This is a genomic window from Vibrio sp. Isolate24, assembly GCF_022398215.1.
Classification (GTDB): Bacteria; Pseudomonadota; Gammaproteobacteria; order Enterobacterales; family Vibrionaceae; genus Vibrio; species Vibrio coralliilyticus_A.
In genome coordinates this window covers 1-22,056 of the sequence record NZ_JAKEUU010000006.1, presented here as the reverse complement: position 1 = coordinate 22,056, position 22,056 = coordinate 1, and the positions used below count along the sequence as shown (strand labels likewise).

19 protein-coding genes are annotated in these 22,056 nt (G+C 47.2%); 10 read left to right on the top strand and 9 right to left on the bottom strand.

The window, feature by feature from the left end; genetic code table 11:
* Positions 1-9: 9 nt before the first annotated feature.
* From L1D23_RS18180 to L1D23_RS18170, 3 genes are all read right to left on the bottom strand, one after another.
* On the bottom strand, positions 10-771 hold the full coding sequence (locus L1D23_RS18180) for a DNA-binding domain-containing protein (RefSeq protein ID WP_239869718.1): 762 nt from the start codon (positions 769-771) through the stop codon (positions 10-12).
* On the bottom strand, positions 768-1,628 hold the full coding sequence (locus L1D23_RS18175; protein ID WP_239869710.1) for a DUF692 domain-containing protein: 861 nt from the start codon (positions 1,626-1,628) through the stop codon (positions 768-770). Before L1D23_RS18175 ends, L1D23_RS18180 begins: the two co-directional genes overlap by 4 nt.
* A gap of 71 nt (positions 1,629-1,699) precedes the next feature.
* Complete coding sequence (locus L1D23_RS18170; protein WP_006957632.1) at positions 1,700-1,960, bottom strand: DUF2282 domain-containing protein; 261 nt, start codon at positions 1,958-1,960, stop codon at positions 1,700-1,702.
* Positions 1,961-2,268: 308 nt separating this feature from the next.
* Between L1D23_RS18170 and uvrD the strand changes: the two genes are divergently transcribed.
* Complete coding sequence (gene uvrD, locus L1D23_RS18165) at positions 2,269-4,443, top strand: DNA helicase II (RefSeq protein WP_239870208.1); 2,175 nt, start codon at positions 2,269-2,271, stop codon at positions 4,441-4,443.
* A gap of 733 nt (positions 4,444-5,176) precedes the next feature.
* Here uvrD and ggt read toward each other — a convergent pair.
* The 4 genes from ggt to rarD all read right to left on the bottom strand — a co-directional run bounded on the left by ggt (position 5,177) and on the right by rarD (position 9,539).
* On the bottom strand, positions 5,177-6,925 hold the full coding sequence (ggt, locus tag L1D23_RS18160; RefSeq protein WP_239869708.1) for a gamma-glutamyltransferase: 1,749 nt from the start codon (positions 6,923-6,925) through the stop codon (positions 5,177-5,179).
* A 95-nt stretch (positions 6,926-7,020) separates the two neighbouring features.
* Positions 7,021-7,689, bottom strand: a complete 669-nt coding sequence (locus L1D23_RS18155) for a LysE family translocator (RefSeq protein ID WP_239869707.1) — start codon at positions 7,687-7,689, stop codon at positions 7,021-7,023.
* 63 nt (positions 7,690-7,752) lie between these two features.
* Positions 7,753-8,553 (bottom strand): AraC family transcriptional regulator, encoded by an 801-nt coding sequence (locus tag L1D23_RS18150; RefSeq protein WP_038514416.1) that lies wholly within the window; start codon positions 8,551-8,553, stop codon positions 7,753-7,755.
* Positions 8,554-8,624: 71 nt separating this feature from the next.
* Positions 8,625-9,539: an EamA family transporter RarD gene (gene rarD / locus L1D23_RS18145; RefSeq protein ID WP_239869706.1), complete on the bottom strand. Its 915-nt coding sequence runs from the start codon at positions 9,537-9,539 to the stop codon at positions 8,625-8,627.
* A 153-nt stretch (positions 9,540-9,692) separates the two neighbouring features.
* On the opposite strand from rarD, the gene recQ reads away from it, so the two are divergent.
* The 3 genes from recQ to L1D23_RS18130 all read left to right on the top strand — a co-directional run bounded on the left by recQ (position 9,693) and on the right by L1D23_RS18130 (position 12,757).
* Positions 9,693-11,528, top strand: coding sequence for an ATP-dependent DNA helicase RecQ (gene recQ / locus L1D23_RS18140; protein ID WP_239869704.1), 1,836 nt, complete (start codon positions 9,693-9,695; stop codon positions 11,526-11,528).
* Entirely contained in the window at positions 11,521-11,841 is a 321-nt protein-coding gene (locus L1D23_RS18135) for a DUF3630 family protein (RefSeq protein ID WP_239869702.1), read from the top strand. Before recQ ends, L1D23_RS18135 begins: the two co-directional genes overlap by 8 nt.
* Positions 11,842-12,088: 247 nt before the next feature.
* A complete protein-coding gene (locus L1D23_RS18130) occupies positions 12,089-12,757 on the top strand; it encodes a 7-cyano-7-deazaguanine/7-aminomethyl-7-deazaguanine transporter (RefSeq protein ID WP_239869699.1) in 669 nt (222 codons plus the stop codon).
* Between the two features lie 60 nt (positions 12,758-12,817).
* Here the strand turns inward: L1D23_RS18130 and gppA are convergent, their stop codons facing one another.
* Positions 12,818-14,308, bottom strand: coding sequence for a guanosine-5'-triphosphate,3'-diphosphate diphosphatase (gppA, locus tag L1D23_RS18125; protein WP_239869689.1), 1,491 nt, complete (start codon positions 14,306-14,308; stop codon positions 12,818-12,820).
* A gap of 7 nt (positions 14,309-14,315) precedes the next feature.
* Positions 14,316-15,617 carry an ATP-dependent RNA helicase RhlB gene (rhlB, locus tag L1D23_RS18120; protein WP_239838688.1) on the bottom strand — a complete coding sequence of 434 codons (1,302 nt, stop codon included), beginning with the start codon at positions 15,615-15,617 and terminating at the stop codon, positions 14,316-14,318.
* Positions 15,618-15,729: 112 nt separating this feature from the next.
* Here rhlB and trxA point away from each other — a divergent pair, with 112 nt between their 5' ends.
* The 6 genes from trxA (at position 15,730) to fre (ending at position 21,549) form a co-directional block, all read left to right on the top strand.
* Entirely contained in the window at positions 15,730-16,056 is a 327-nt protein-coding gene (gene trxA / locus L1D23_RS18115) for a thioredoxin TrxA (protein ID WP_239869688.1), read from the top strand.
* A gap of 202 nt (positions 16,057-16,258) precedes the next feature.
* Positions 16,259-17,518, top strand: a complete 1,260-nt coding sequence (gene rho / locus L1D23_RS18110; protein ID WP_004745495.1) for a transcription termination factor Rho — start codon at positions 16,259-16,261, stop codon at positions 17,516-17,518.
* 103 nt (positions 17,519-17,621) lie between these two features.
* On the top strand, positions 17,622-18,617 hold the full coding sequence (locus L1D23_RS18105) for a hypothetical protein (RefSeq protein WP_239869686.1): 996 nt from the start codon (positions 17,622-17,624) through the stop codon (positions 18,615-18,617).
* A gap of 81 nt (positions 18,618-18,698) precedes the next feature.
* Entirely contained in the window at positions 18,699-20,555 is a 1,857-nt protein-coding gene (gene ubiD / locus L1D23_RS18100) for a 4-hydroxy-3-polyprenylbenzoate decarboxylase (RefSeq protein WP_239869684.1), read from the top strand.
* A complete protein-coding gene (locus L1D23_RS18095) occupies positions 20,552-20,821 on the top strand; it encodes a 2Fe-2S iron-sulfur cluster-binding protein (RefSeq protein WP_239869674.1) in 270 nt (89 codons plus the stop codon). Before ubiD ends, L1D23_RS18095 begins: the two co-directional genes overlap by 4 nt.
* A 14-nt stretch (positions 20,822-20,835) precedes the next feature.
* On the top strand, positions 20,836-21,549 hold the full coding sequence (gene fre / locus L1D23_RS18090; RefSeq protein WP_239869671.1) for an NAD(P)H-flavin reductase: 714 nt from the start codon (positions 20,836-20,838) through the stop codon (positions 21,547-21,549).
* Positions 21,550-22,056 lie beyond the last annotated feature (507 nt).

Below are 22,056 nucleotides of genomic sequence, written 5' to 3'. Positions count from 1 at the left end.
TCCTTATTCTTATTGGGCGAGAGAAAACCCAGAAATTAACTGGTTCTCCAGCAGCACTCCCAGATAAGGCAGGTGTGTTTCCGGGATTTCCCCTAGCGTGCAACCTGAGCTGAGATACTGAAGCAGTTCAAAAGGCAGCTGTTCGAGTGACATAGTCCAACATTGACCGTCGGGTTGACTGATGATCACGCCATATTCAGCCTGATTGAGCGTCAGCTGTTCGAAATCATTATTCTCAATGGCCAGACGCAGCGAGTACACCGCGTAGGGCGAATGAAAAGGCAAAGTGCCGGGCGAAAGATGAAAATGGATGTAAGGCTGCTGTTGTTCTGCGACTTCCGCCAGGCGAGCAATTGGTAGAATAGCCTCTGGTGCTTTGACACCACCTTGGAGCTGTTGAGAGACATCGATTTGCCATTCAAAACGCGCCACATCCGCCAGATAAGGCGCAGCCTCAACCACGGCAGGGAAAGCTTCTATGGTGGTTGCGAAATGTTCACCATAGTAAGTCACGTCACCAGAGCGAAGAGGGTGGTCGAGCACATGCTGACGAGCTAATTGTTCAAAGCACTCTTCACCCACCAGCGCTAGTACCATAGGGTAAGTGGCCTGAAGTACTTCGCTTAAGCTGATGATGAAATTGTTGCGGTAAATCTGCATTCGTTCGTCGGCACTGAAGGTATCAGAGCAGATATCACAGGCATCACCCGTCGCCTGATAGTGCAGAGCACTGGCGAAGTTTTTTTGCAGTTCTGCTAGAGATTGACTCATGACGCCTTTCTCCCCTGCAGAGCGTCAAACTGAATCAGCCTCTCACTGGCTTTATGGCACTCTGCCAGTAACACGTCAGGCTGAGGAATATCCAGATCCCATTCAATCAGCGTATTGCGCGGACCGTGAGTTGTCAGCCATTGTTCGTAGAGTGTCCATACTTCATCAGAAACAGGCTGACTGTGGGTATCAATCCAGATTTCACCTTTTTCCAGCTGCTTAATCGTAAAGCCTGCCAAATGAATTTCATCGACTTTATCGGCGGGAATCGCGTTGATGTAGGTCTGGCTATCAAAACCGTGATTAAAGGCGGAAACGTGAATATTGTTGAGATCAAGCAGTAGTCGGCAGTCGGTGCGCTTTTGTACTTCAGCCAGAAATTCCCACTCGGCAATCGTAGAGTGAGCAAATTTCACATAGCTCGAAGGGTTTTCTATCAGCATTGGGTGCTGAATATAATCCTGAACTTCGATGACATTGCGACAAAACACTTCCAAGGCTTCTTCTGTATAAGGCAGTGGCAGAAGATCATTGAAATAGTGGCCGCCATTTTCACTCCAGCTGAGATGATCGGAGACCAAAAATGGGTCGACTTCATCAATGAGCGATTTGAGCTGTTTAAGGTGATTGGGATTGACTCTTTCAACGCTACCTAGCGATAAACCAATACCGTGACAGCTGATCTGGTAGTCATCCATCAGTTTGCGCAGGCTTTGTCTGGCTGGTGAATAGGGCTGAAAGTAGTTTTCACTGTGGATCTCCAGCCAAGATAAGGCAGGCTTATTGTCAGTGAAATAATCGATATGAGGAGAGCGCAGTCCTACACCCACCTGGTCGTGGTAGTTGTCCTTATTCACGAACTCTTCCTATGCGAGTAAAACAAAAATAAAGGCGACCGGGTTGAGCCTAGGCCGCCTTATCCAATCGATTAAGAAGACTGAGTGCTACCGCCAGCTAGCTTGCCACATAGTCCTTTAGGAACGACTACGAAGGCATCTTTCTGGTTATCTTCTTTTGCAGTACCTGCACAAGAACTGGTTTTGGTTGCACAATCATTTTTACCTGCTTTTGAAACGCCGTAGCATTTCTCTTTTTCTGCAGCGACAGCCGGTGCCGCAGTGAGCATTGTGCCACCTAGAGCTAGTAGACCAGTAACAGCAGCAGTAACAGCAAGATTAGACTTTTTCATAGTAATTTCCTCAGACTTTTCCTTTCTTAGTGAATACCCAAGTAATCTCCGTCAAAACGGTTCTTTAGAGGTCACTTGGGTATTTTTCACAAGCTAATTCATCAACTTGCTTAATTAAAAGGATAGAAAAAGCACAAATAAACTTTCAGAAAAATTATAAAAAAACGCATTGTTATTAGTTTTGTTTATTTAAGGCTATGTTTTATAAAGAAAATGCAACATAAAAATTTTGTGTTTTTTCTTCTGAAATAGGCAGGGTGTTTAGGGTATAATCGATTTTCATGTATAGATAACCAGTGGCTGAACTCATAATGGATCCTTCATTACTTCTTGACGGCCTTAACGATAAGCAGCGCGAAGCCGTTGCCGCTCCACTTGAAAATTTACTTGTCCTAGCGGGCGCGGGGAGTGGTAAAACCCGGGTGCTGGTGCACCGTATCGCGTGGCTGATGTCGGTGGAGCAGGCGTCTCCTTTTTCCATTATGTCGGTGACGTTTACCAATAAAGCCGCAGCGGAAATGCGAGGCCGTATTGAAGAGCTGATGATGGGCAGTGCTTCTGGGATGTGGAACGGTACCTTCCACGGTATCTGTCATCGCATTCTGCGCGCGCATTACCTCGATGCCAAATTGCCGGAAGACTTTCAGATCATCGATACGGATGACCAGCAAAGACTGCTGCGCCGTCTTATCAAAGCGCAAAACTTGGATGAGAAGCAGTGGCCAGCGCGCCAGGTGAGCTGGTGGATCAACGGCAAGAAAGACGAAGGCCTGCGTCCAAATCATATTGATGCTTACCATGATCCTGTGACCAAAACCTATCTGCAGCTCTATACGGCTTATCAGGAAGCGTGTGACCGTGCGGGTTTGGTCGATTTCGCTGAAATTCTTCTACGTGCTCATGAGTTGTTGCGTGATAACAAGTTTATCCGCGAGCACTATCAGGCACGCTTTAAACATATCTTGGTAGATGAGTTTCAGGATACCAATAACATTCAGTACGCTTGGCTGCGAATGATGGCTGGTCCAGAGTCACACGTGATTATTGTCGGAGACGATGACCAGTCTATATATGGTTGGCGTGGCGCTAAGATTGAAAACATTGAGAAGTTCACCCGCGAGTTCCCAAGTGTAAATACCATTCGTCTGGAGCAAAACTACCGCTCGACCAAAACTATTCTGGAAGCTTCCAACACTCTGATTGCCAATAACACAGAGCGTATGGGTAAAGAGCTATGGACTGATGGTGTCGAAGGTGAGCCCATCTCTGTTTACTCTGCTTACAATGAGTTGGATGAAGCCCGCTTCGCAGTCAACAAAGTTAAAGAATGGCAGGAAAAAGGTGGTGCACTGAATGATGCTGCCATGCTTTATCGTAACAACGCCCAGTCTCGTGTACTGGAAGAAGCGTTAATTCAGGCCGGCTTGCCATATCGTATTTACGGTGGCATGCGATTCTTCGAGCGTCAGGAGATCAAAGATGCGCTGAGCTATCTACGCTTGATGGCGAACCGCAATGATGACGCGGCGTTTGAGCGTGTGGTTAATACGCCAACACGTGGTCTCGGGGATAAAACCCTAGAGACGATTCGCTTCGCGGCTCGTGATCGTGGCTGCACTATGTGGGAAGCCAGTGTTGCTTTGTTGGATGAAAAAGTCTTGGCGGGTCGAGCGGCGGGTGCTTTGGGCCGTTTTGTTGAGCTGGTTAATGCATTGGAAGATGATACCTGTGAAATGTCACTGCATGAACAGACCGACCACGTGATCAAGTACTCTGGTTTGTTTGCCATGTACGAGCAGGAAAAAGGTGAGAAGTCCAAAGCACGCATTGAGAACTTGGAAGAGCTGGTAACGGCAACGCGTCAGTTTGAAAAGCCGGAAGAAGCGGAAGAGATGACCTTGCTTACGGCATTCCTGACCCATGCTGCACTAGAGGCGGGTGAAGGTCAGGCCGATGAATTCGACGATGCGGTGCAACTGATGACCTTGCACAGCGCGAAAGGCCTGGAGTTCCCATTGGTGTTTATGGTCGGCGTCGAAGAGGGCATGTTCCCAAGCCAGATGTCCGCTGAAGAAGCGGGTCGATTGGAAGAGGAACGTCGGCTTTGCTATGTGGGGATGACACGAGCGATGGAGAAACTCTACATCACTTACGCTGAGATGCGTCGCTTGTACGGTCAGGACAAATACCATAAACCATCGCGCTTTATTCGCGAATTACCAGAAGGCTGCTTAGATGAAGTGCGTATGAAAGCACAAGTCAGTCGCCCGGCAAGTTCGGGGCGCTTTAGCCAGACTGTGGTCAAAGAGAGCTTCAATGAAACGGGCTTCAGCCTAGGTGCAAGAGTGATGCATCCTAAGTTTGGTGAAGGGACGATCATCAATTTTGAAGGTAGCGGTCCACAGAGCCGAGTTCAAGTCGCTTTTAATGGTGAAGGCATTAAGTGGCTGGTGACGGCTTATGCCAAACTGGAAAAGATGTAGATTAGAGAGATGTTTCAGAGGATGGCTCTTTGACTCGACTACATCGAGCCTGCCTCTGTGCATAGGAAGCCTGCATAGGAAGCCAATGTACAGGGGCAAAACCTGAAGAAAAATAGATAAAGAAAAACCCCGAGGGCTTGCGCCCATCGGGGTTATAGTCTTACTCGCAGCAATCCGGCTACTAGAAGTGCTCCATGCATCAAATCCTTGATAGTATGCTGACGTCCTTCAGCTTAGTCCATTCATCGCCATCCTAGCGGTGTCCTTGACCCTATCCTGGTCTGCTAACAATCCTCGTTAGCTCACTTCGCTTGTTCCTTGAGCGGTGTCCTTTTCATCATCCTGATGATAAGTCCTTTCCTCGTCCAGAGGTGTCCATTTCCCATCCTTAGTAGTAACCATCCTAGTTACTATTGAGTCCGTTCAATGTCCTATTTGCTATCCTTGCCGATTGTTCATCCTGAACAACCGAATCTTCTTCCTGAAGATTACCAAATCCGTGGTAATTCCTGTTCCGTGTCAGCATCCTTCCGACAGGTTTAATATTACGTTTTTGACGGTATTCAGCAATAGCACAGAATTTGACTTATTGAATAAAAGTTTGGTTAAAATTAGAACGTTTTCTTTTATTACAATGACATACGCTTCGTAAGTTGTAATCTTCTCACTAAAAAAGCTATTTTTGCTCACCAGCCTGTAAGAGATCTCGCACAAGCTGGTGAGCAGATCGACGCTATTGGCCGATAGCGGCACCTTCGCGTCTTGGGTCTGCAGCGCCTTCTAATTCATTATTTTTGAATAGAATTGCGTGTAGGCCAGAATTCAAGTCACGAATATTCACTTCGAAACCCATTTTCTCTAACTCTGATTTGAATTTTTCTGCCTCTGTTCCTTGCTCAATATCTAATGTACCGAAGCGATTTAGCAAGTGTGGCTGGTTGATGGCTTGTTGAATATCCATATCCCATTGCGTGTGAGCAATGATCGCTTGGGCAACATAACCTATGATACGGCTGCCACCCGGAGAACCGATAGCCATATAAGGTTTATCGTCTTGCATGATGATGGTCGGTGCCATTGAGGAGCGAGGGCGTTTGCCCGGCTCTAAGCGGTTGGCGATAGGGTAACCGTCTTTGTGGGTACGGAAAGAGAAGTCGGTCAGCTCGTTATTGAGCAGGAACCCATTGGTCATCAAGCGTGAGCCAAACACGTTCTCAATCGTGGTGGTGATCGACACCACGTTGCCCTCTTTATCAACCACATTGAAGTGGCTGGTAGATGGCAGTTCGATGGATTCATCACGGCTTTGGCGCTGAGCGTAGTCCCAAGGTGGTGTGCCCGCTGGTGCTGACTCTAGTGCTTTCCCTGGCGTGATCAGTTTCGCGCGCTGCTTAAGGTAGTCTGAGTTGATCAAACCTTGAGTTGGCATAGGGACAAAATCTTCATCGGCCATGTACATGCCGCGATCCGCAAAGGCTAAGCGTGAAGCATCGGCGATAACCTGCCAAGATTTAGCGTTATCAGGGCCCCAGTTTTTGAGATCAAACTGCTCTGTCATCGCCAGAATCTGACCCACGGTAAGGGCGCCAGAACTTGGTGGACCCATTCCACAGATGTCGTAGCTTTGATACGCAGAGCAGACAGGTTGACGCTGTTTGATTTGGTAAGCATCGAAATCAGCTTGTGCCAGTACGCCCGGGTTGCCAGCGGCTGACTGAACGGTGTTGATAATATCGCTTGCAATCTTGCCTTGATAAAACGCATCCGCACCACCTTTGGCGATGGCTTCGAGTGTCGCTGCATATTCAGGGTTCTTAAGTAATGTGCCTTGCTGTTTGGCAGAGCCATCACTATTAAAGAAGTAAGCTTTTGTGGCAGGGAAACGCGACAAGCGCTCTTCATCCTTTTCAATTAAGGTTGCTAGACGAGGGCTAATGGTAAAACCGTTCTTAGCGACTTCGACCACAGGCTCAATTAGCTTTTTCCATTCAAGCTTGCCGTATTTCTGATGAGTATCCCACATCAGTTTTACGGTACCTGGTGTACCAACAGAACGGCCACCCACGACGGCGTCGTAAAACTGCATTGGTTCGCCATTCTCATCTTGGAAAAGGCGAGGGGTGGCGGCGAGAGGCGCGGTTTCACGGCCATCATAAGTCGTTAACTGCTGCTTTTTAGCATCCCAGTAAACCAAGAACGCGCCGCCACCAATCCCTGAGGACTGCGGTTCAACCAGACCCAGCATGAGCTGAGTGGTGACCATAGCATCGATAGCGTTACCGCCTTGCTTGAGGATATCAGCGCCCGCTTGTGTCGCTAGCGGGTTGGCGGCGGTGATCATCCAGTCTTTGGCCTTAACCAGTTGCTTTTGTTCTAAGCCACTACTGTGTTCTGGGGCAACTGAATCGGCAGCCTGATTTGCGGCAGCACCAACGGACGTTAGTAATAGGCACGTCGTTAGGAAAGTACGTTTCCACTGCATCTTGTTCTCCTTGTTATTTATGCAGCGACAAGAGTGACAGTGGAGTAACTTTGAGTCTAAGGATTTGTTATGGAAATGTAATCTTGAATCAAATTTTAGACACTTGAGAGCAGGGCAGACAGGGATTGCCACAAAATGCTCAGGCCGATAAGGGTGAATAGGACGCCACAAAGGCTATCGATATATACGGCCAGAGAATGAATTTTTCGTTGCATACGTTGAGTTGATAAGGCCCAAGCAAGAAATGAGAACCACAGTAAAGACAGCCCCCAAAGAATAACCAATGCCATTCCTTTACCGGTTAGTGACATGCTGGCTGGCACTAAGCTCGACATCAGGCTGACAAAGAACACCAACGCCTTTGGGTTGAGGATGTTGGTGGCAAAGCCGCGCGAGAAAGCCTGACGCTTGTTGCTCAGTAATAAGCTGGTTTGAGCGGATGGTTCGTCGTTTTGCTTGTTATTACGTAGGGTTGACCAACTGGCCTTGAGTGCGCCGTAGCCTAGGTAGAATAAGTAGCTGCCGCCAGCGAGTTGCAGCACCGCGAATAAAGTCGGCTGCTGGTGAACAAGGTAGCTGACGCCGGTTAGGCTCAGTACTGAGTGAAGCAGAATGCCAAACGATAAGCCAAGTGCAATGTATAAACCGGTCTGGCGACCGTAACGTGTTGCGTTTTGTACCACTAGCGCGAAATCCGGCCCAGGGCTCATTAAAGCGATAAAGTGTACAGTGGCTAACGTGGCAAGAATGGTCAGTTCGTTCATGGTAAGGCTCTTTGATAATTGATGACCGGATTGTGCCCTGTTCGAAAGAGTAATGATTGTAAATTATTGGCACTGAACCTTAGAAGGGGGAACACCATAAGTGGCTTTAAACGCTTTGCTGAAATGGGCTTGGTCGTAGAAGCCAATCTGGTGTGCCACTTCGGTACCGCAGACACCGCTTTTGAGTAGCTTAAACCCCTGCTCTAAGCGCAGGCGGCTCAGCCAGGCGTAAGGTGTCAGACCTACTTTGGCTTTGAAGTGGCGCTGGAATTGCGTTGGGCTGAGGTCACACAACTGGGAGAGTTGTTCAAGTCTGACCGGCTGCGCCAGATTCTCCATCAGATAGTCTTTTAACGTTGAGACTGACTGATTACCTAGCGGGACGATAGGCTTTTGCTCCAAAGCGCCATAATGAGTGAAAAGCTGTTCAAAGCCTTCATAAGGCAGGCAGTCTTTCGCCAGCTGACTCAATTGGTTATCGGCTAATGCACTGTGCAGCTGAGCGAGAGGGTTGAAGATTCGCGAATCGGAGACAATCAACTGATTGAATTGGATCTGAGCATTGTTTTGCTTCAGCTCGGCTAATTCACTGAACCATTCCGGCTCGACGGAGAACACACGTACTTGATAGCCGCTGTCGAGCATTGAGCGCCCATCATGCAGTTCATCTGGTGGCATGATGACGATTTGCCCGGCACCAACATTGTGGCTCTGACCTTGATAATGGAATTTTTGCTGGCCATGTGTGATCAACCCGATATGAAAATCAAGATGATAGTGGCGCTGAAAGGCAAACTTCTGATAGTTGGCTTCAATCAGGCTAATCTCTTTATTTTGTGTCGTGTGGTAGTTGACCTGATCCATAAAACAAAAAAGCTTGGTGAAACTTTCATCAAGCTTATATCGGCTGTGTCACATTGTCTTGTAAAAAACGATCACTTTACCGTTGCGATTTTTCGTGATTGTTTATTGGTCTTAAGCCCGTCAAAGCTAAATACCATGAGTGCGCCCCAGATAAAGGCAAAGGTAATGGCTTTATCTGTGGTAAAGGCTTCGCCATATACCAGTACTGCCAGTAAGAACATCAGGCTTGGGCCAATGTACTGAAAAAAGCCCAAAGTGGAGAGCTTAAGACGGGTAGCAGCCCCAGTGAAACACAGTAGTGGCAAGGTCGTAATGATTCCAGCGGAGATTAGCAGCAGGTTTAGGTTCATCGGGTTCGCTGCAAAATCAGAAGTGGAAGAGTCAGCAATCCACAGTAAATACACCGCGGCGGCAGGTAGCATGATCAAAGTCTCAATGAATAAGCCTGTTTGGGCATCTAGGCTGACTTTCTTACGTAATAGTCCGTAAAAACCAAACGTCAGTGCCAGAGCAATGGCGACGGTGGGGACTGAACCAAAAGCGATCAACTGAACCATGACACCGCAAGCCGCAAGTGCAACGGCAAACCATTGTAGCTTGCGCAGTCTTTCGCCTAAGAACAGCATACCGAGCAGGACATTAATCAAGGGGTTGATGTAGTAACCGAGGCTGGCATCTAACATATGATTGGCATTCACTGACCAGATGAAAATTAACCAGTTCACTCCCACGAGCAGTGAGGTGGAAACCAGAAATAGCATTTTGGTTTTGGATCGGATCACATCGCGCACACCACGCCAGCGACGGCCAACGTGCAGTAACACGGCCAGTAGAACAAAAGACCACACAACGCGGTGACCTAAGATTTCAAACGGTGAAACTTCACTGATGGTTTTAAAATAGATCGGTGCAATCCCCCACATGGTGTAGGCACCGATGGCGAGAAGGACGCCTTGCCGTGCTCTCTGTTGCTCTTCTGCTGTCATTGACGTTTACTCAAAGGGTGATTTTTAAAAAGGAAGCATCCAGTATACGAATGAGTCAGTTAATCACCTAGCAATTTGCGGTTTTATTCATATCGTAACACTACTACAATGTGCCCTTTGCTTTCCTCCACTCTTGGCGCTATCGAGATATCAATGACCGCGACGCTGCTTGCTGAACAATCTGACCCTTCACTGACACCACAAAGCGTACTTGAGGATGTGTTTGGTTATCAGTCATTCCGAGACGGCCAACAGGAAGTAATCGATGCCGCTGTTGATGGACAGGACAGTTTAGTCATCATGCCGACGGGTGGCGGTAAGTCACTCTGTTATCAGATCCCAGCACTTGTCCGTGATGGTCTAACTTTAGTGATTTCGCCGCTGATTTCATTAATGAAAGACCAAGTCGATCAGCTTAAAGCCAATGGTGTGGCGGCGGAGTGTGTCAACTCAGCTATGCCTCGTGAAGATTTGGTTTCTGTATATAACCGTATGCGTTCAGGTCAGCTTAAACTGGTGTATGTGTCACCAGAGCGTGTCTTGATGCGTGACTTTCTCGAACGCCTTGAAAGTCTGTCACTGTCCATGATCGCCGTTGACGAAGCACACTGTATCTCCCAGTGGGGGCATGACTTCAGGCCGGAATACGCTTCACTAGGGCAAATAAAACGACAGTTTCCTCATGTGCCTTTTATGGCGCTGACAGCAACGGCCGATGATGCAACACGCAGTGACATCATGCACCGTCTTCAGCTCAAAGGCCCACACATCTATTTGGGCAGTTTTGATCGCCCTAACATCCGCTACACCTTAGTGGAAAAGCACAAACCGATTTCTCAGGTGATCCGGTTTCTCGATACACATAAAGGCCACTGTGGCATTATTTATTGTGGTAGCCGCAAGAAAGTCGAGATGGTGACAGAAAAACTGTGCAACAACCATATACGTGCGGCCAGTTATCATGCTGGGTTGGAGGTTGATGAACGTGCCTATGTGCAAGAAGCGTTTCAGCGTGATGATATTCAAATTGTCGTCGCGACTGTGGCGTTTGGTATGGGGATCAACAAACCCAACGTGCGCTTTGTGGTTCACTTTGATATTCCGCGCAACATTGAATCCTATTATCAAGAAACTGGTCGTGCAGGTCGGGATGCCTTACCTGCGGAAGCGATGATGCTGTATGACCCAGCAGACATCAGCTGGTTAAGGCGTATGTTGGATGAAAAAGATGACGGGCCGCAAAAGCAGGTGGAAGCGCATAAACTCAATGCGATGAGTGCTTTTGCTGAAGCGCAGACGTGCCGCCGTCAGGTGTTATTGAATTATTTTGGTGAGTACCGTGAGCAGCCTTGTGGCAACTGCGACATCTGTTTGGACCCGCCCAAGCATTTTGATGCCACTGAACAGGCACGTAAAGCGTTGTCTTGTGTCTACCGGGTTAATCAGAGCTTTGGTATGGGTTATGTGGTTGAAGTCCTGCGCGGAATGCAGAATATCCGCATCCGTGAAAATGGCCACGACAAGCTCACTACCTATGGTATCGGGCGTGAGAACAGCCACGACTACTGGGTGAGTATTTTCCGTCAGTTGATCCATAAAGGGATGCTGTTCCAGAACATTACTCGCAACTCGACCTTACAACTTACTGAGGAAGCGCGCCCTCTATTGCGTGGAGATACTGCTCTTGAATTAGCCGTGCCTCGTCTGGACACCGCCGCAAGAGCGGCTAAGTCCGACAAACTCACCAGTAAAAACTACGACAAAAAGTTGTTTGCCAAGTTGCGTAAGTTACGCAAAGCGATTGCCGATGAAGATGGCTTACCACCGTACGTGGTGTTCAGTGATGCCACCTTGATTGATATGGCGGAAATCTTGCCAACCTCTTATGGTGAAATGCTAGCGGTCAATGGAGTAGGGCAACGTAAGTTAGAAAAATACGCGGATCCATTCTTAGATTTAATTCAGGAGCACATTACTCATCATGGTTGATTCAGTGCAGCAAACGGAATTTGGTTTACTTGAGTATCAAGCGCAACAAGGGCGTATCATCATTCGAGCTCCGCGTTTTGATTTTGATAGTTTTCCTCAACTGGCTGATAAGTTGATTACACTCCTTTCTGCGTCTGTGATTGAAAAGCAATGGGATGCTGATATTCACTCATGGTTGATTGATTTTGAGGGGTGTCAGCTGTTTCTTAAGTCCGAGCATTACAGCGAAAGTATCTGGTTGGAAGCTCTGAGTATAGATGCCAGCAAAGAAGAGTTAGATTACCTAGCGGGCCTGTTTCAGCGTGGATTTTAGCTAGGTTAACGATTGCGTAAAACCTGCCTATTGCGACTCATATTGGTTAATGTATAATCGCCCGCCGCGATATTTGTCGTGTTGGAGGTTTTTGCAATGTAATGGCTGAGTGTCAGTTTGCAGAAACGGCACGACTTAAATATCACATTGATTTTTCATTTTACATTGTTGGTCAGAGTCCTTCCGTGGCTTGGAAGTGATTCGATTTGGGTTCCCTCACCCCCAAACCAAACTAAAAAGGTATCGCATGAGTAACTTTACCCCTGCGCAGCAGCGCAAAGCCCTTTTCTTATTAGTCCTGTTCCACCTGATCATTATTGCATCAAGTAACTATCTGGTTCAGCTTCCGTTTACCGTGTTCGGGTTTCATACCACTTGGGGCGCTTTCACTTTCCCATTTATCTTCCTAGCGACCGATTTGACGGTGCGGATCTTTGGCGCGCAACTAGCTCGTAAGATTATCTTCTTGGTGATGCTGCCAGCTCTTGCGGTGTCTTACGGCCTATCCGTTCTCTTCTATGAAGGCGCATTCCAAGGCTTTATCCAATTAGGCGAGTTTAACTTGTTTGTGGCACGAATCGCGATTGCGAGCTTTATGGCTTATTTGCTGGGTCAGATTTTGGATGTGCACGTATTTAACCGTCTACGCCAGCTAAAGCAGTGGTGGGTTGCCCCAACGTGTTCAACCTTATTTGGTAATGCGCTCGACACCATCGCGTTTTTTGCGATTGCGTTTTACCAGAGTCCTGATCCATTTATGGCCGAGCACTGGACAGAAATTGCGCTGGTGGATTATGGATTCAAACTGGTGATCAGCTTAGGTCTGTTTGTGCCTATGTATGGCGTCTTATTGAATTATTTGGTGAAGAAGCTGACAGCCGTTAACCCAGAATTTAAAGTGGTCGGCGCTCAGTAAGTGTGAATCAAAACAAAGCCCGGTAGAGAATACTCTGACCGGGCTTTTTTATTGGGCTTGCTACTTAGCAATGATATTTAAGGGCCAGCCAATATCACTTTGGCGGTTGGCTTCAATTTCTAACTCTGCGGCAGTCAGAGGGTTGGCTTTCAGCCATTGTTCCGCGATAGTCAAAGTTAGCTTATCGCCTTGAGATTGAAGAGTGATGCTTGGTTCTAAATCTGGGTTGCGACGATGAGTGAGAAGAACCGCCAAACGCAACAGGCGCAGGACTCGTTTAGCACTATTACCCGACAGGGCGTGTTGCTCTGGTAGAGACGTGAGCTGCTCACGGTAACGACGCGAGATTTCACCTAGAAAGTGTTTTTGTGCTCGGGTATAACCCGGAAGATCAAGGTTTTGTAGCAGGTAAGCACTGTGTTCGCCGCCTTTCTTGAAATCAATCGTCAGACCGATCTCGTGCAGCTTGGCCGCCGTTTCGAGCAAAATACTTCCCTGAGCTTCTGTAATCCACTGGGCTTCACATTGCTCAAGTAATTTACTGGCTAAAGTAGCCACTTGCTCCCCGTATGCGGTATCAATCTGATAGCGACTTTGTACACTGGCAATTGTGCGCGCACGAATGTCGTCTTGTTTGAGTTCATCGACCATTTCATACACTAGGCCTTCGCGCAGTGCGCCGCCAGCTAGTGTCATCGAATCAATTTCAAGCAGTTCAAAGATAGCGATGAGAATCGAAAGACCGCTTGGGAATACCAATGCGCGCTCTAGTGTTAGCCCTTCTATCTCCAACTCTTCCAAATGATCCGCCAGCATGGCTTGTTTTTGCAGACGCTTGAGTTTGGCGTGAGTAATGACCTCGTCCATACCTTGTGCCAGCATAATTTCTTGCAAAGCCTGAACCGTACCAGAAGCACCGACACACACGTCCCAACCAATTTGAGTGTATTGCTCAAGGATAGGTCTCAGCGTTTCTTTAGCGGCTTCTATTGCATTGTTAAAGTTGGTTACGGTGAGCTGACGGTCTTTAAAGTGACGCTCTAGCCAAGTAACACAACCCATCTTCAGGCTGGTCAGCGCTTTGGCTTCAAAACCTTGACCGATAATAAGTTCAGTACTGGCACCGCCAATATCGACCACCAAACGTCGTCCGCAGCCACCTGATGTGTGGGCGACCCCTTTATAAATGGTCGCGGCTTCCTCCTCACCGCAGATAACGTCAATCTTGTGGCCGAGAATCTGATTCGCTTTCTCAACAAAGATATCCGCATTGGTTGCGGTGCGCAGTGTAGCGGTACCCACAATGCGAATGTGTTGAGCTGGGATATCCTGAAGTCGCTCGGCAAAGAGACTCAAGCAGTCCCACCCGCGTTGCATGGCCTCTTGGCTTAACGCATTGTTGCTGTCTAACCCTGCGGCAAGACGAACCTTACGTTTGATTTTGGCCATAGTTTGAACGCTGCCATCAATATGACGCACAACGAGCATGTGAAAACTGTTCGACCCGAGGTCGATGGCAGCGTAGAGCGGAGAAGAAACTGCTTGGCTCATAGACGACTTAAGAATCCTTTTGTTGACGTTGACGAGAGCGGTTGTGGTTACGACGGTTGCCTGAGCGTGAGCCACCAGTATTAGTGCGACGTTGCTGCGGACGGTTAGAGCGCAGACGTAACGGTGCTGGTAGATCTTCAATCAAAGCACTTGGGTCGTAGTCAGACACAGGAATCGTGTGTTCAATATACTCTTCAATTGGCGGAAGGTTAATCGCATAATCTTCACACGCAAAGCTGATTGAGTGACCACTGGCTCCTGCTCGACCTGTACGACCGATGCGGTGTACGTAATCTTCGCAATCGTCAGGTAGGTCGAAGTTAAACACGTGAGTCACTTGAGGGATGTGGAGACCACGAGCTGCCACGTCTGTCGCCACTAGCAGGTCAACTTCACCTTTAGTGAACTGCTCTAAGATGCGTTCGCGCTTCTTCTGTGGTACATCGCCCGTCAATAGGCCTACACGGTGGCCATCAGCGGCTAGGTGACCCCATACGGATTCACATTTGTGTTTGGTATTAGCAAAGATGATCGCGCGCTCTGGCCACTCTTCTTCAATAAGAGTTTGTAGCAGAGACATCTTGTGTTCGTTAGACGGGTAAAACAGCTCTTCCTGAATGCGGTGACCGGTTTTGACTTCCGGTTCCACCACAACGTGCTCTGGGTTGTGCATATGTTCGAAAGCCAGCTCTTGAACACGGTATGACAGTGTTGCTGAGAACAACATGTTCAAGCGCTCTTTGGGTTCAGGCATACGGCGGAATAGGAAACGGATGTCTTTGATGAAACCAAGGTCGAACATGCGATCAGCTTCATCAAGCACAACCGCCTGAATATTGTTCAGGTTGAAGACTCGTTGCTTATAGAAATCAATAATGCGACCTGTGGTGCCAATGAGTACATCGACGCCTTGCTCAAGCTTCGCCAACTGCTTGTCGTAGCTTTCACCACCGTAAGCTAAAGCTGCTTTGATGCCTGTGCTTTGGGTGAGAGGTTCTGCATCGTTGTAAATCTGAATTGCCAGTTCACGGGTCGGTGCCATGATGATGGCACGTGGTTGCGTTGGTTTACGACCCTCGTGCTCTGGAGTGTTCAGCAAATGGTTAAAAGTAGCCGTCAGGAAGGCAAGGGTTTTCCCTGTACCTGTTTGAGCCTGACCTGCGATGTCTTGGCCGGTGAGCAGTACCGGCAACGCCAAAGCTTGAATTGGGGTGCAAAACTCGAACCCTTTTTTCTCCAAACCTTCAGTAACTTGGGGGTGTAAACCCAAATTGGCGAACTTTTGCTCTGTGATATGCGTCTTTTTCATGGCTATAGAATATCAGCTTAAGCTTGCAATACGAAAGTAAATACATTCCAATAGGGCATCTAAATACTGGTTATCATCCAACCAGTTCCGAAAAAACACATTGGAGTGGAAGATGAGTGATAAGATTTTGCAGCTAACTGATGAAGGTTTTGAAGCCGACGTGCTAAACGCTGCAGGCCCGGTTCTTGTTGATTTTTGGGCAGAATGGTGCGGTCCTTGTAAGATGATTGCTCCTATTTTGGACGAAATCGCCGACGAGTACGAAGGCAAACTCACTATCGGTAAACTGAATATCGACCAAAACGCAGGTACTCCACCGAAATTTGGTATTCGTGGTATCCCAACGTTACTACTTTTCAAAGATGGTAGCGTGGCAGCGACGAAAGTAGGTGCTTTATCTAAGACTCAACTAAAAGAGTTTTTGGACGCGAACCTATAAATAAGTTGTTCAGATAAGACCGTACATTGACCTCAATGTGCGGTTTTGTTTTTGAAGGCTAACAAAATCTAGACTAGGCTAGTATTTAGTGCTAATTTATCGCACGTTAAATAAACAAGTATCTCTTCTTGGTCGATCCTGTGACCAAATTCATCTTAACTAAATAACAGATCCTATTTTGACTAAAAAAGTATCCACCACAATGAATCTAACAGAACTGAAGAACAGACCTGTGTCTGATCTTGTCAAACTTGGCGAAAGCTTGGGCCTTGAAAACCTGGCACGTCTAAGAAAGCAAGACATCATCTTCGCCATCCTTAAAGCACATGCAAAAAGTGGTGAAGATATTTTTGGCGACGGGGTTCTGGAAATACTTCAAGACGGTTTTGGCTTCTTGCGTAGCGCAGACAGTTCTTACTTGGCAGGTCCAGACGATATCTATGTCTCTCCAAGTCAAATCCGCCGTTTCAACCTTCGTACTGGTGACTCGATTGCCGGTAAGATTCGTCCACCAAAAGACGGCGAGCGTTACTTTGCTCTGTTGAAAGTTAATACAGTTAATGATGACAAGCCGGATAACGCACGTAATAAGATTCTATTTGAAAACTTAACGCCATTGCACGCCAATGAGCGTATGGTGATGGAACGTGGTAACGGTTCGACAGAAGATATTACAGCTCGTGTTTTAGACTTAGCCTCTCCAATCGGTAAAGGTCAGCGTGGTCTAATCGTAGCTCCGCCAAAAGCGGGTAAAACAATGCTGCTGCAAAACATTGCTCAAAGCATTGCTTACAACCACCCTGAGTGTGAGCTAATGGTACTGCTTATCGACGAGCGTCCAGAAGAAGTAACTGAGATGCAGCGCCTGGTTAAAGGTGAAGTGGTTGCGTCAACGTTTGATGAGCCAGCGTCTCGTCACGTACAAGTTGCTGAAATGGTGATCGAGAAAGCGAAACGCTTGGTTGAACACAAAAAAGACGTGGTTATCTTACTTGACTCTATCACTCGTCTAGCTCGTGCATACAACACGGTAGTTCCTTCATCAGGTAAAGTTCTGACTGGTGGTGTCGATGCAAACGCCCTACATCGACCTAAGCGCTTCTTCGGTGCTGCACGTAATGTAGAAGAAGGTGGTAGCCTGACGATTCTAGCAACGGCTCTAGTTGATACTGGTTCTAAGATGGATGAAGTTATCTACGAAGAATTTAAAGGTACAGGTAACATGGAAATCCACCTGAACCGTAAGATCGCTGAGAAACGTGTTTTCCCTGCTATCGACTTCAACCGTTCAGGCACTCGTCGTGAAGAACTTTTGACTAAGAATGAAGAGCTGCAGAAGATGTGGATTTTGCGTAAGATTGTTCATCCGATGGGTGAGATCGACGCGATGGAATTCCTAATCGATAAGCTCGCAATGACTAAGACCAATGATGAGTTCTTTGATGCTATGCGTCGTCAGTAAGAATTTGTGATTCCAAACGCCATCGACATTGTCGGTGGCGTTTTTGTTTGCATTCTCATTTGATAGGGCTCACAATGAGCGAGAATGTTAAGAGGAGGTTAACATGCAACAAGGAATGTTGTCGTCGGTTCTCCTATGCACATCTTTATTGATTGGAGCGCCAACGGTTGCTGCGATGGAAATGCATCCAGACAAAGCCGAACAGTTACTTCAGGATCAGCAGATTCACTATAAAGTCGCTGAACTTCTCCAATACGCTGTCGAAAATAATATCGACTCGCTCAATTTCGCTCTCGAAAGATTGTCGCTTCCTCAACAAGAAGTGGCGCGTTTCCTACTGCTCAAAAAAATTGAAGATCAAAACGTCATCTTGACGCCAAAAATGGCTTTGTTCGTTGAACAGCAAAAAGCCATGGTGCCGACCTATCAGGTGCTGGAAAGAGGGGACGGCTATGAATTTTCTGTTCCTGCGTTTAATTATCCGGCAATAGCCAGTCGGTTGCTCAAGCAGTGGCACCAAGATCAGTCCACGCTCGATTTTGTTCTGAGTGCCGAGCGCGGTGAATTGGAACTGAAAAAGTGGCTGTCTGGTAGTGATTACCAGGTACAGGCTCGGGAAGCATTACTCATCCGTGAGTTGGACAGCTTATCACCTGAGGCGGTTGATAATTTAGTCGTTCAGTTGACCGGAGAAGCGGTTACCAGCTGGTTACCCTCTTCTCAAGTCATGGTTCGTTTAGCTCAGGTGAGTGAAAACCCTGATGTTTACAAACTGCTTTGGTTGATGCGAGCAGATTTCCACAGCGAGTCGGAGCTAAGCCGATTAGCTAAGGTGGGTGATGTCTTTGCAGTTAACCAGATCATGCATGCTGCTCATAACCCCAGTCTTAAAGAGCAAGCCATTAAAGAGTTGACTCGAATTAAACCCATGACTGAAGAAGTGAAAGCCTTCTTGATCGATAGAATGGCGATTCGTGATGAGGCCTCCATGGTGGCCACGGAATTAGCCAACCAGGGTTATTCCACTTGGCTAGAAGAGCTTGCTAGCCATAATCAAAAGGTACGTAGCAGCGCGATTTTGAACGTATTATCACAATAAAAATAACCTTATAGAAAAGAGGGATCGGAAGATTCCTCTTTTTGTTATACTGCTTGCACTTTAATCAGTCACAGAAGACCTATGAGTTTTAAGGATTTACGCGACTTTATCGCTCACCTTGAGCAGGAGGGGAAGCTTAAACGCATTTCCGAGCCTGTCGATCCACATTATGAAATGACAGAGATTAGCGACCGTACTTTACGTGCAGGTGGCCCGGCATTGTTGTTTGAAAATCCCATTGGCTACGATGTACCTGTGCTGACCAACCTGTTTGGCACCCCTGAGCGGGTCGCGATAGGTATGGGGCGCGAAGACGTCAAAGATCTGCGTGAAGTGGGTAAATTGTTGGCTTATCTCAAGGAGCCGGAGCCACCACGTGGCTTTAAGGACGCGTTAGAGAAACTGCCTGTTTTTAGACAAGTCTTGAACATGCCTGCCAAAAGGCTACGTAAAGCTGCGTGTCAGGAGATTGTTTGGCAAGGTGACGAAGTTGATCTCGATAAAATCCCGGTGATGAGTTGCTGGCAAGATGATGTGGCGCCTCTGCTTACGTGGGGGTTAACCGTGACTCGAGGACCACATAAAAAGCGCCAGAATCTAGGAATTTACCGTCAGCAGAAAATTGGTAAGAACAAAATCATCATGCGCTGGCTAGCACACCGTGGTGGCGCCCTTGATCTGCGTGACTGGATGGAAACCAACCCAGGAGAGCCTTTCCCTGTTTCGGTCGCATTTGGTGCTGACCCAGCCACTATATTAGGCGCGGTAACACCAGTACCAGATACCTTATCTGAGTATGCGTTTGCGGGTTTGCTTCGTGGCAGCAAAACTGAAGTGGTTAAATCTGTAAGTAATAATCTTGAGGTGCCTGCTAGCGCAGAGATCGTGCTTGAGGGTTATATTGACCCGAATGAGTATGCGGACGAAGGGCCTTATGGTGACCACACTGGTTATTACAACGAAAAAGAAAAACACCACGTCTTTACCATTACTCACATTACCATGCGTAAGGACCCGATCTATCACAGCACCTACACAGGGCGTCCGCCAGATGAACCTGCTGTATTGGGTGTTGCGTTAAATGAAGTGTTTGTTCCTATTCTGCAAAAGCAGTTTCCTGAAATAGAAGATTTCTATTTGCCACCAGAAGGCTGTTCGTACCGCATGGCGGTGGTAACAATGAAAAAGCAATACCCAGGGCATGCTAAGCGAGTCATGATGGGGGTATGGTCTTTCCTTCGCCAGTTTATGTATACCAAGTTTGTTGTAGTGTGTGATGAAAGTGTCAATGCGCGAAGTTGGGATGATGTCGTGAAGGCCATGTGTGAGCATATGGAACCTGTTCGCGATACCTTAATGATTGACAACACGCCTATTGATTCTCTCGACTTCGCCTCACCAGTTGTAGGGCTTGGCTCTAAGATGGGCTTGGATGCAACGATTAAATGGGATGCCGAAAAGGCCTCTGACCCAGAGTTAATATCCGCAAGCCAAACAGCGATTACAGGTGAGGATCTACAACAGCTTCGTCAGGCATTCCCGGAAATTGTTGATATTGCTTTACCAGAATCTGCTGGCGCCGATCGTTTCATGGTGGTATCGATGACGAAAACGCATGCTATGCAATCGAAAGCGGTGCTCAATGGTGTGTGGGAGTTTCTCAAGCAGTATACGGATGCCAAGTTTGTTATTCTCTGCGATGATGACGTCAATGTGCACGATTGGAATGACATTATCTGGGCGATCACCACCAGAATGGATCCTAATCGTGACACCGTACAAATAGCAGCAAAAGAAGGTCGCAGTTCTAAGTTAGGTTTGGATGCGACCAACAAGTTTGAGGGAGAAGTCCAGCGAGAGTGGGGCATCCCAATCAAGAAAGATTCTCAGTTAGTTGCGCAGGTCGATGCAAAATGGAGTAAGCTGGGAATATTATGAGCCATTTGGTGACCTTGCAGCCGCAGAATATACAGTTCGATGTGCAGGTAGGGGAAACGGTATTGGAAGCTGCGCTCAACCATAACATCAGCTTCCCAAACCGTTGCCAAGTGGGAGCGTGCACAGCGTGTCTGTGTCGGAAAATAGAAGGTCGAGTCACTTACCAGCTTGAGCCAATGCTCACAGAGAAAGAGCAGCAACAAGGCTGGGTGTTTGCTTGTCAGGCCTTCGCAGAAAGTAATTTGGTACTTACTTTTGAGGAGTAAGTAAGAGGAATAACATGACCATCCAATGTAAAGTAAAGTCTATTGAGCCGTTAGCTTGTAATACCCATCGAATTCTGTTGCATCCAGAGACACCAGTCAGCTTCAAAGCTGGCCAATATCTAATGGTTGTGATGGGAGAAAAAGATAAACGTCCATTCTCTATTGCAAGCAGCCCTTGCCGTCATGAAGGCGAGTTAGAGCTTCACATTGGTGCAGCAGAGCATAACGCGTATGCTCTTGAAGTTGTCGAAGCGATGCAAAACGCATTAGAAAATAATGGTGACATCAGTATTGATGCACCTCATGGTGATGCCTGGGTTAAAGAAGAGAGCGAACGTCCTCTACTTTTGATTGCTGGTGGGACAGGCTTTAGTTACGTGCGTTCGATATTGGATCACTGCGTAGCTCAAAACAAAACCAATGAGATCCACCTTTACTGGGGTGGCCGAGATGAGCGCCAGCTATATGCTAAGGATGAACTGGATGGTATCGCAGCTCAGTTCCGCAACGTTCACTTTATTCCAGTAGTAGAAGAAGCGACTTCTGAATGGCAAGGCAAAGTCGGAAACGTACTTCAAGCCGTCAGTGACGATTTTGATTCTCTTGCAGAATATGACATCTACATTGCTGGACGTTTTGAAATGGCGGGTGCGGCTCGTGAACAATTTACCCAGAACAAAGGTGCTAACAGCGACCGCATGTTTGCTGACGCGTACGCATTCATTTAAAACTGAATGAAATAGATAGATAAAAGAGGGCTTTTTGCCCTCTTTTTTGTTGTTTTGAACACATTTTCAACGAACGATGAGTTTTTTCAATTTTTTTTGAAAAAGGGCTTGCGCTATCAGAAGGACTCCCTATAATGCGCATCCACTGACACGGCAGACGCCACAAGGCTTCAGCAGTGTTAGAGAGGTGAAAAGCTTCTGAGAAAATAAGTTTGAAAAAGTGTTTGACTCTTCAAATTATCTCGCTAGAATGCACCTCCGCTTTGAGAGAAAGTTTCTTGAAAAGCACAGCTCTTTAACAATATAAACCTATCAATCTGTGTGGGCACTCGTTGATGATAATCCAAATGGTTTCTTCGGAAACAATTTAGGTTTCAATGATACGAAGTGACCATTCGAATTGGGAAGCAGCCTTGAGCTGTTTTGTTTTACTTTTTCAAAAGTGAAAACCAATAAGAGCACAGTCAATTCAAACATTACTTTATGTAATGTTCAGTATTCATTGAG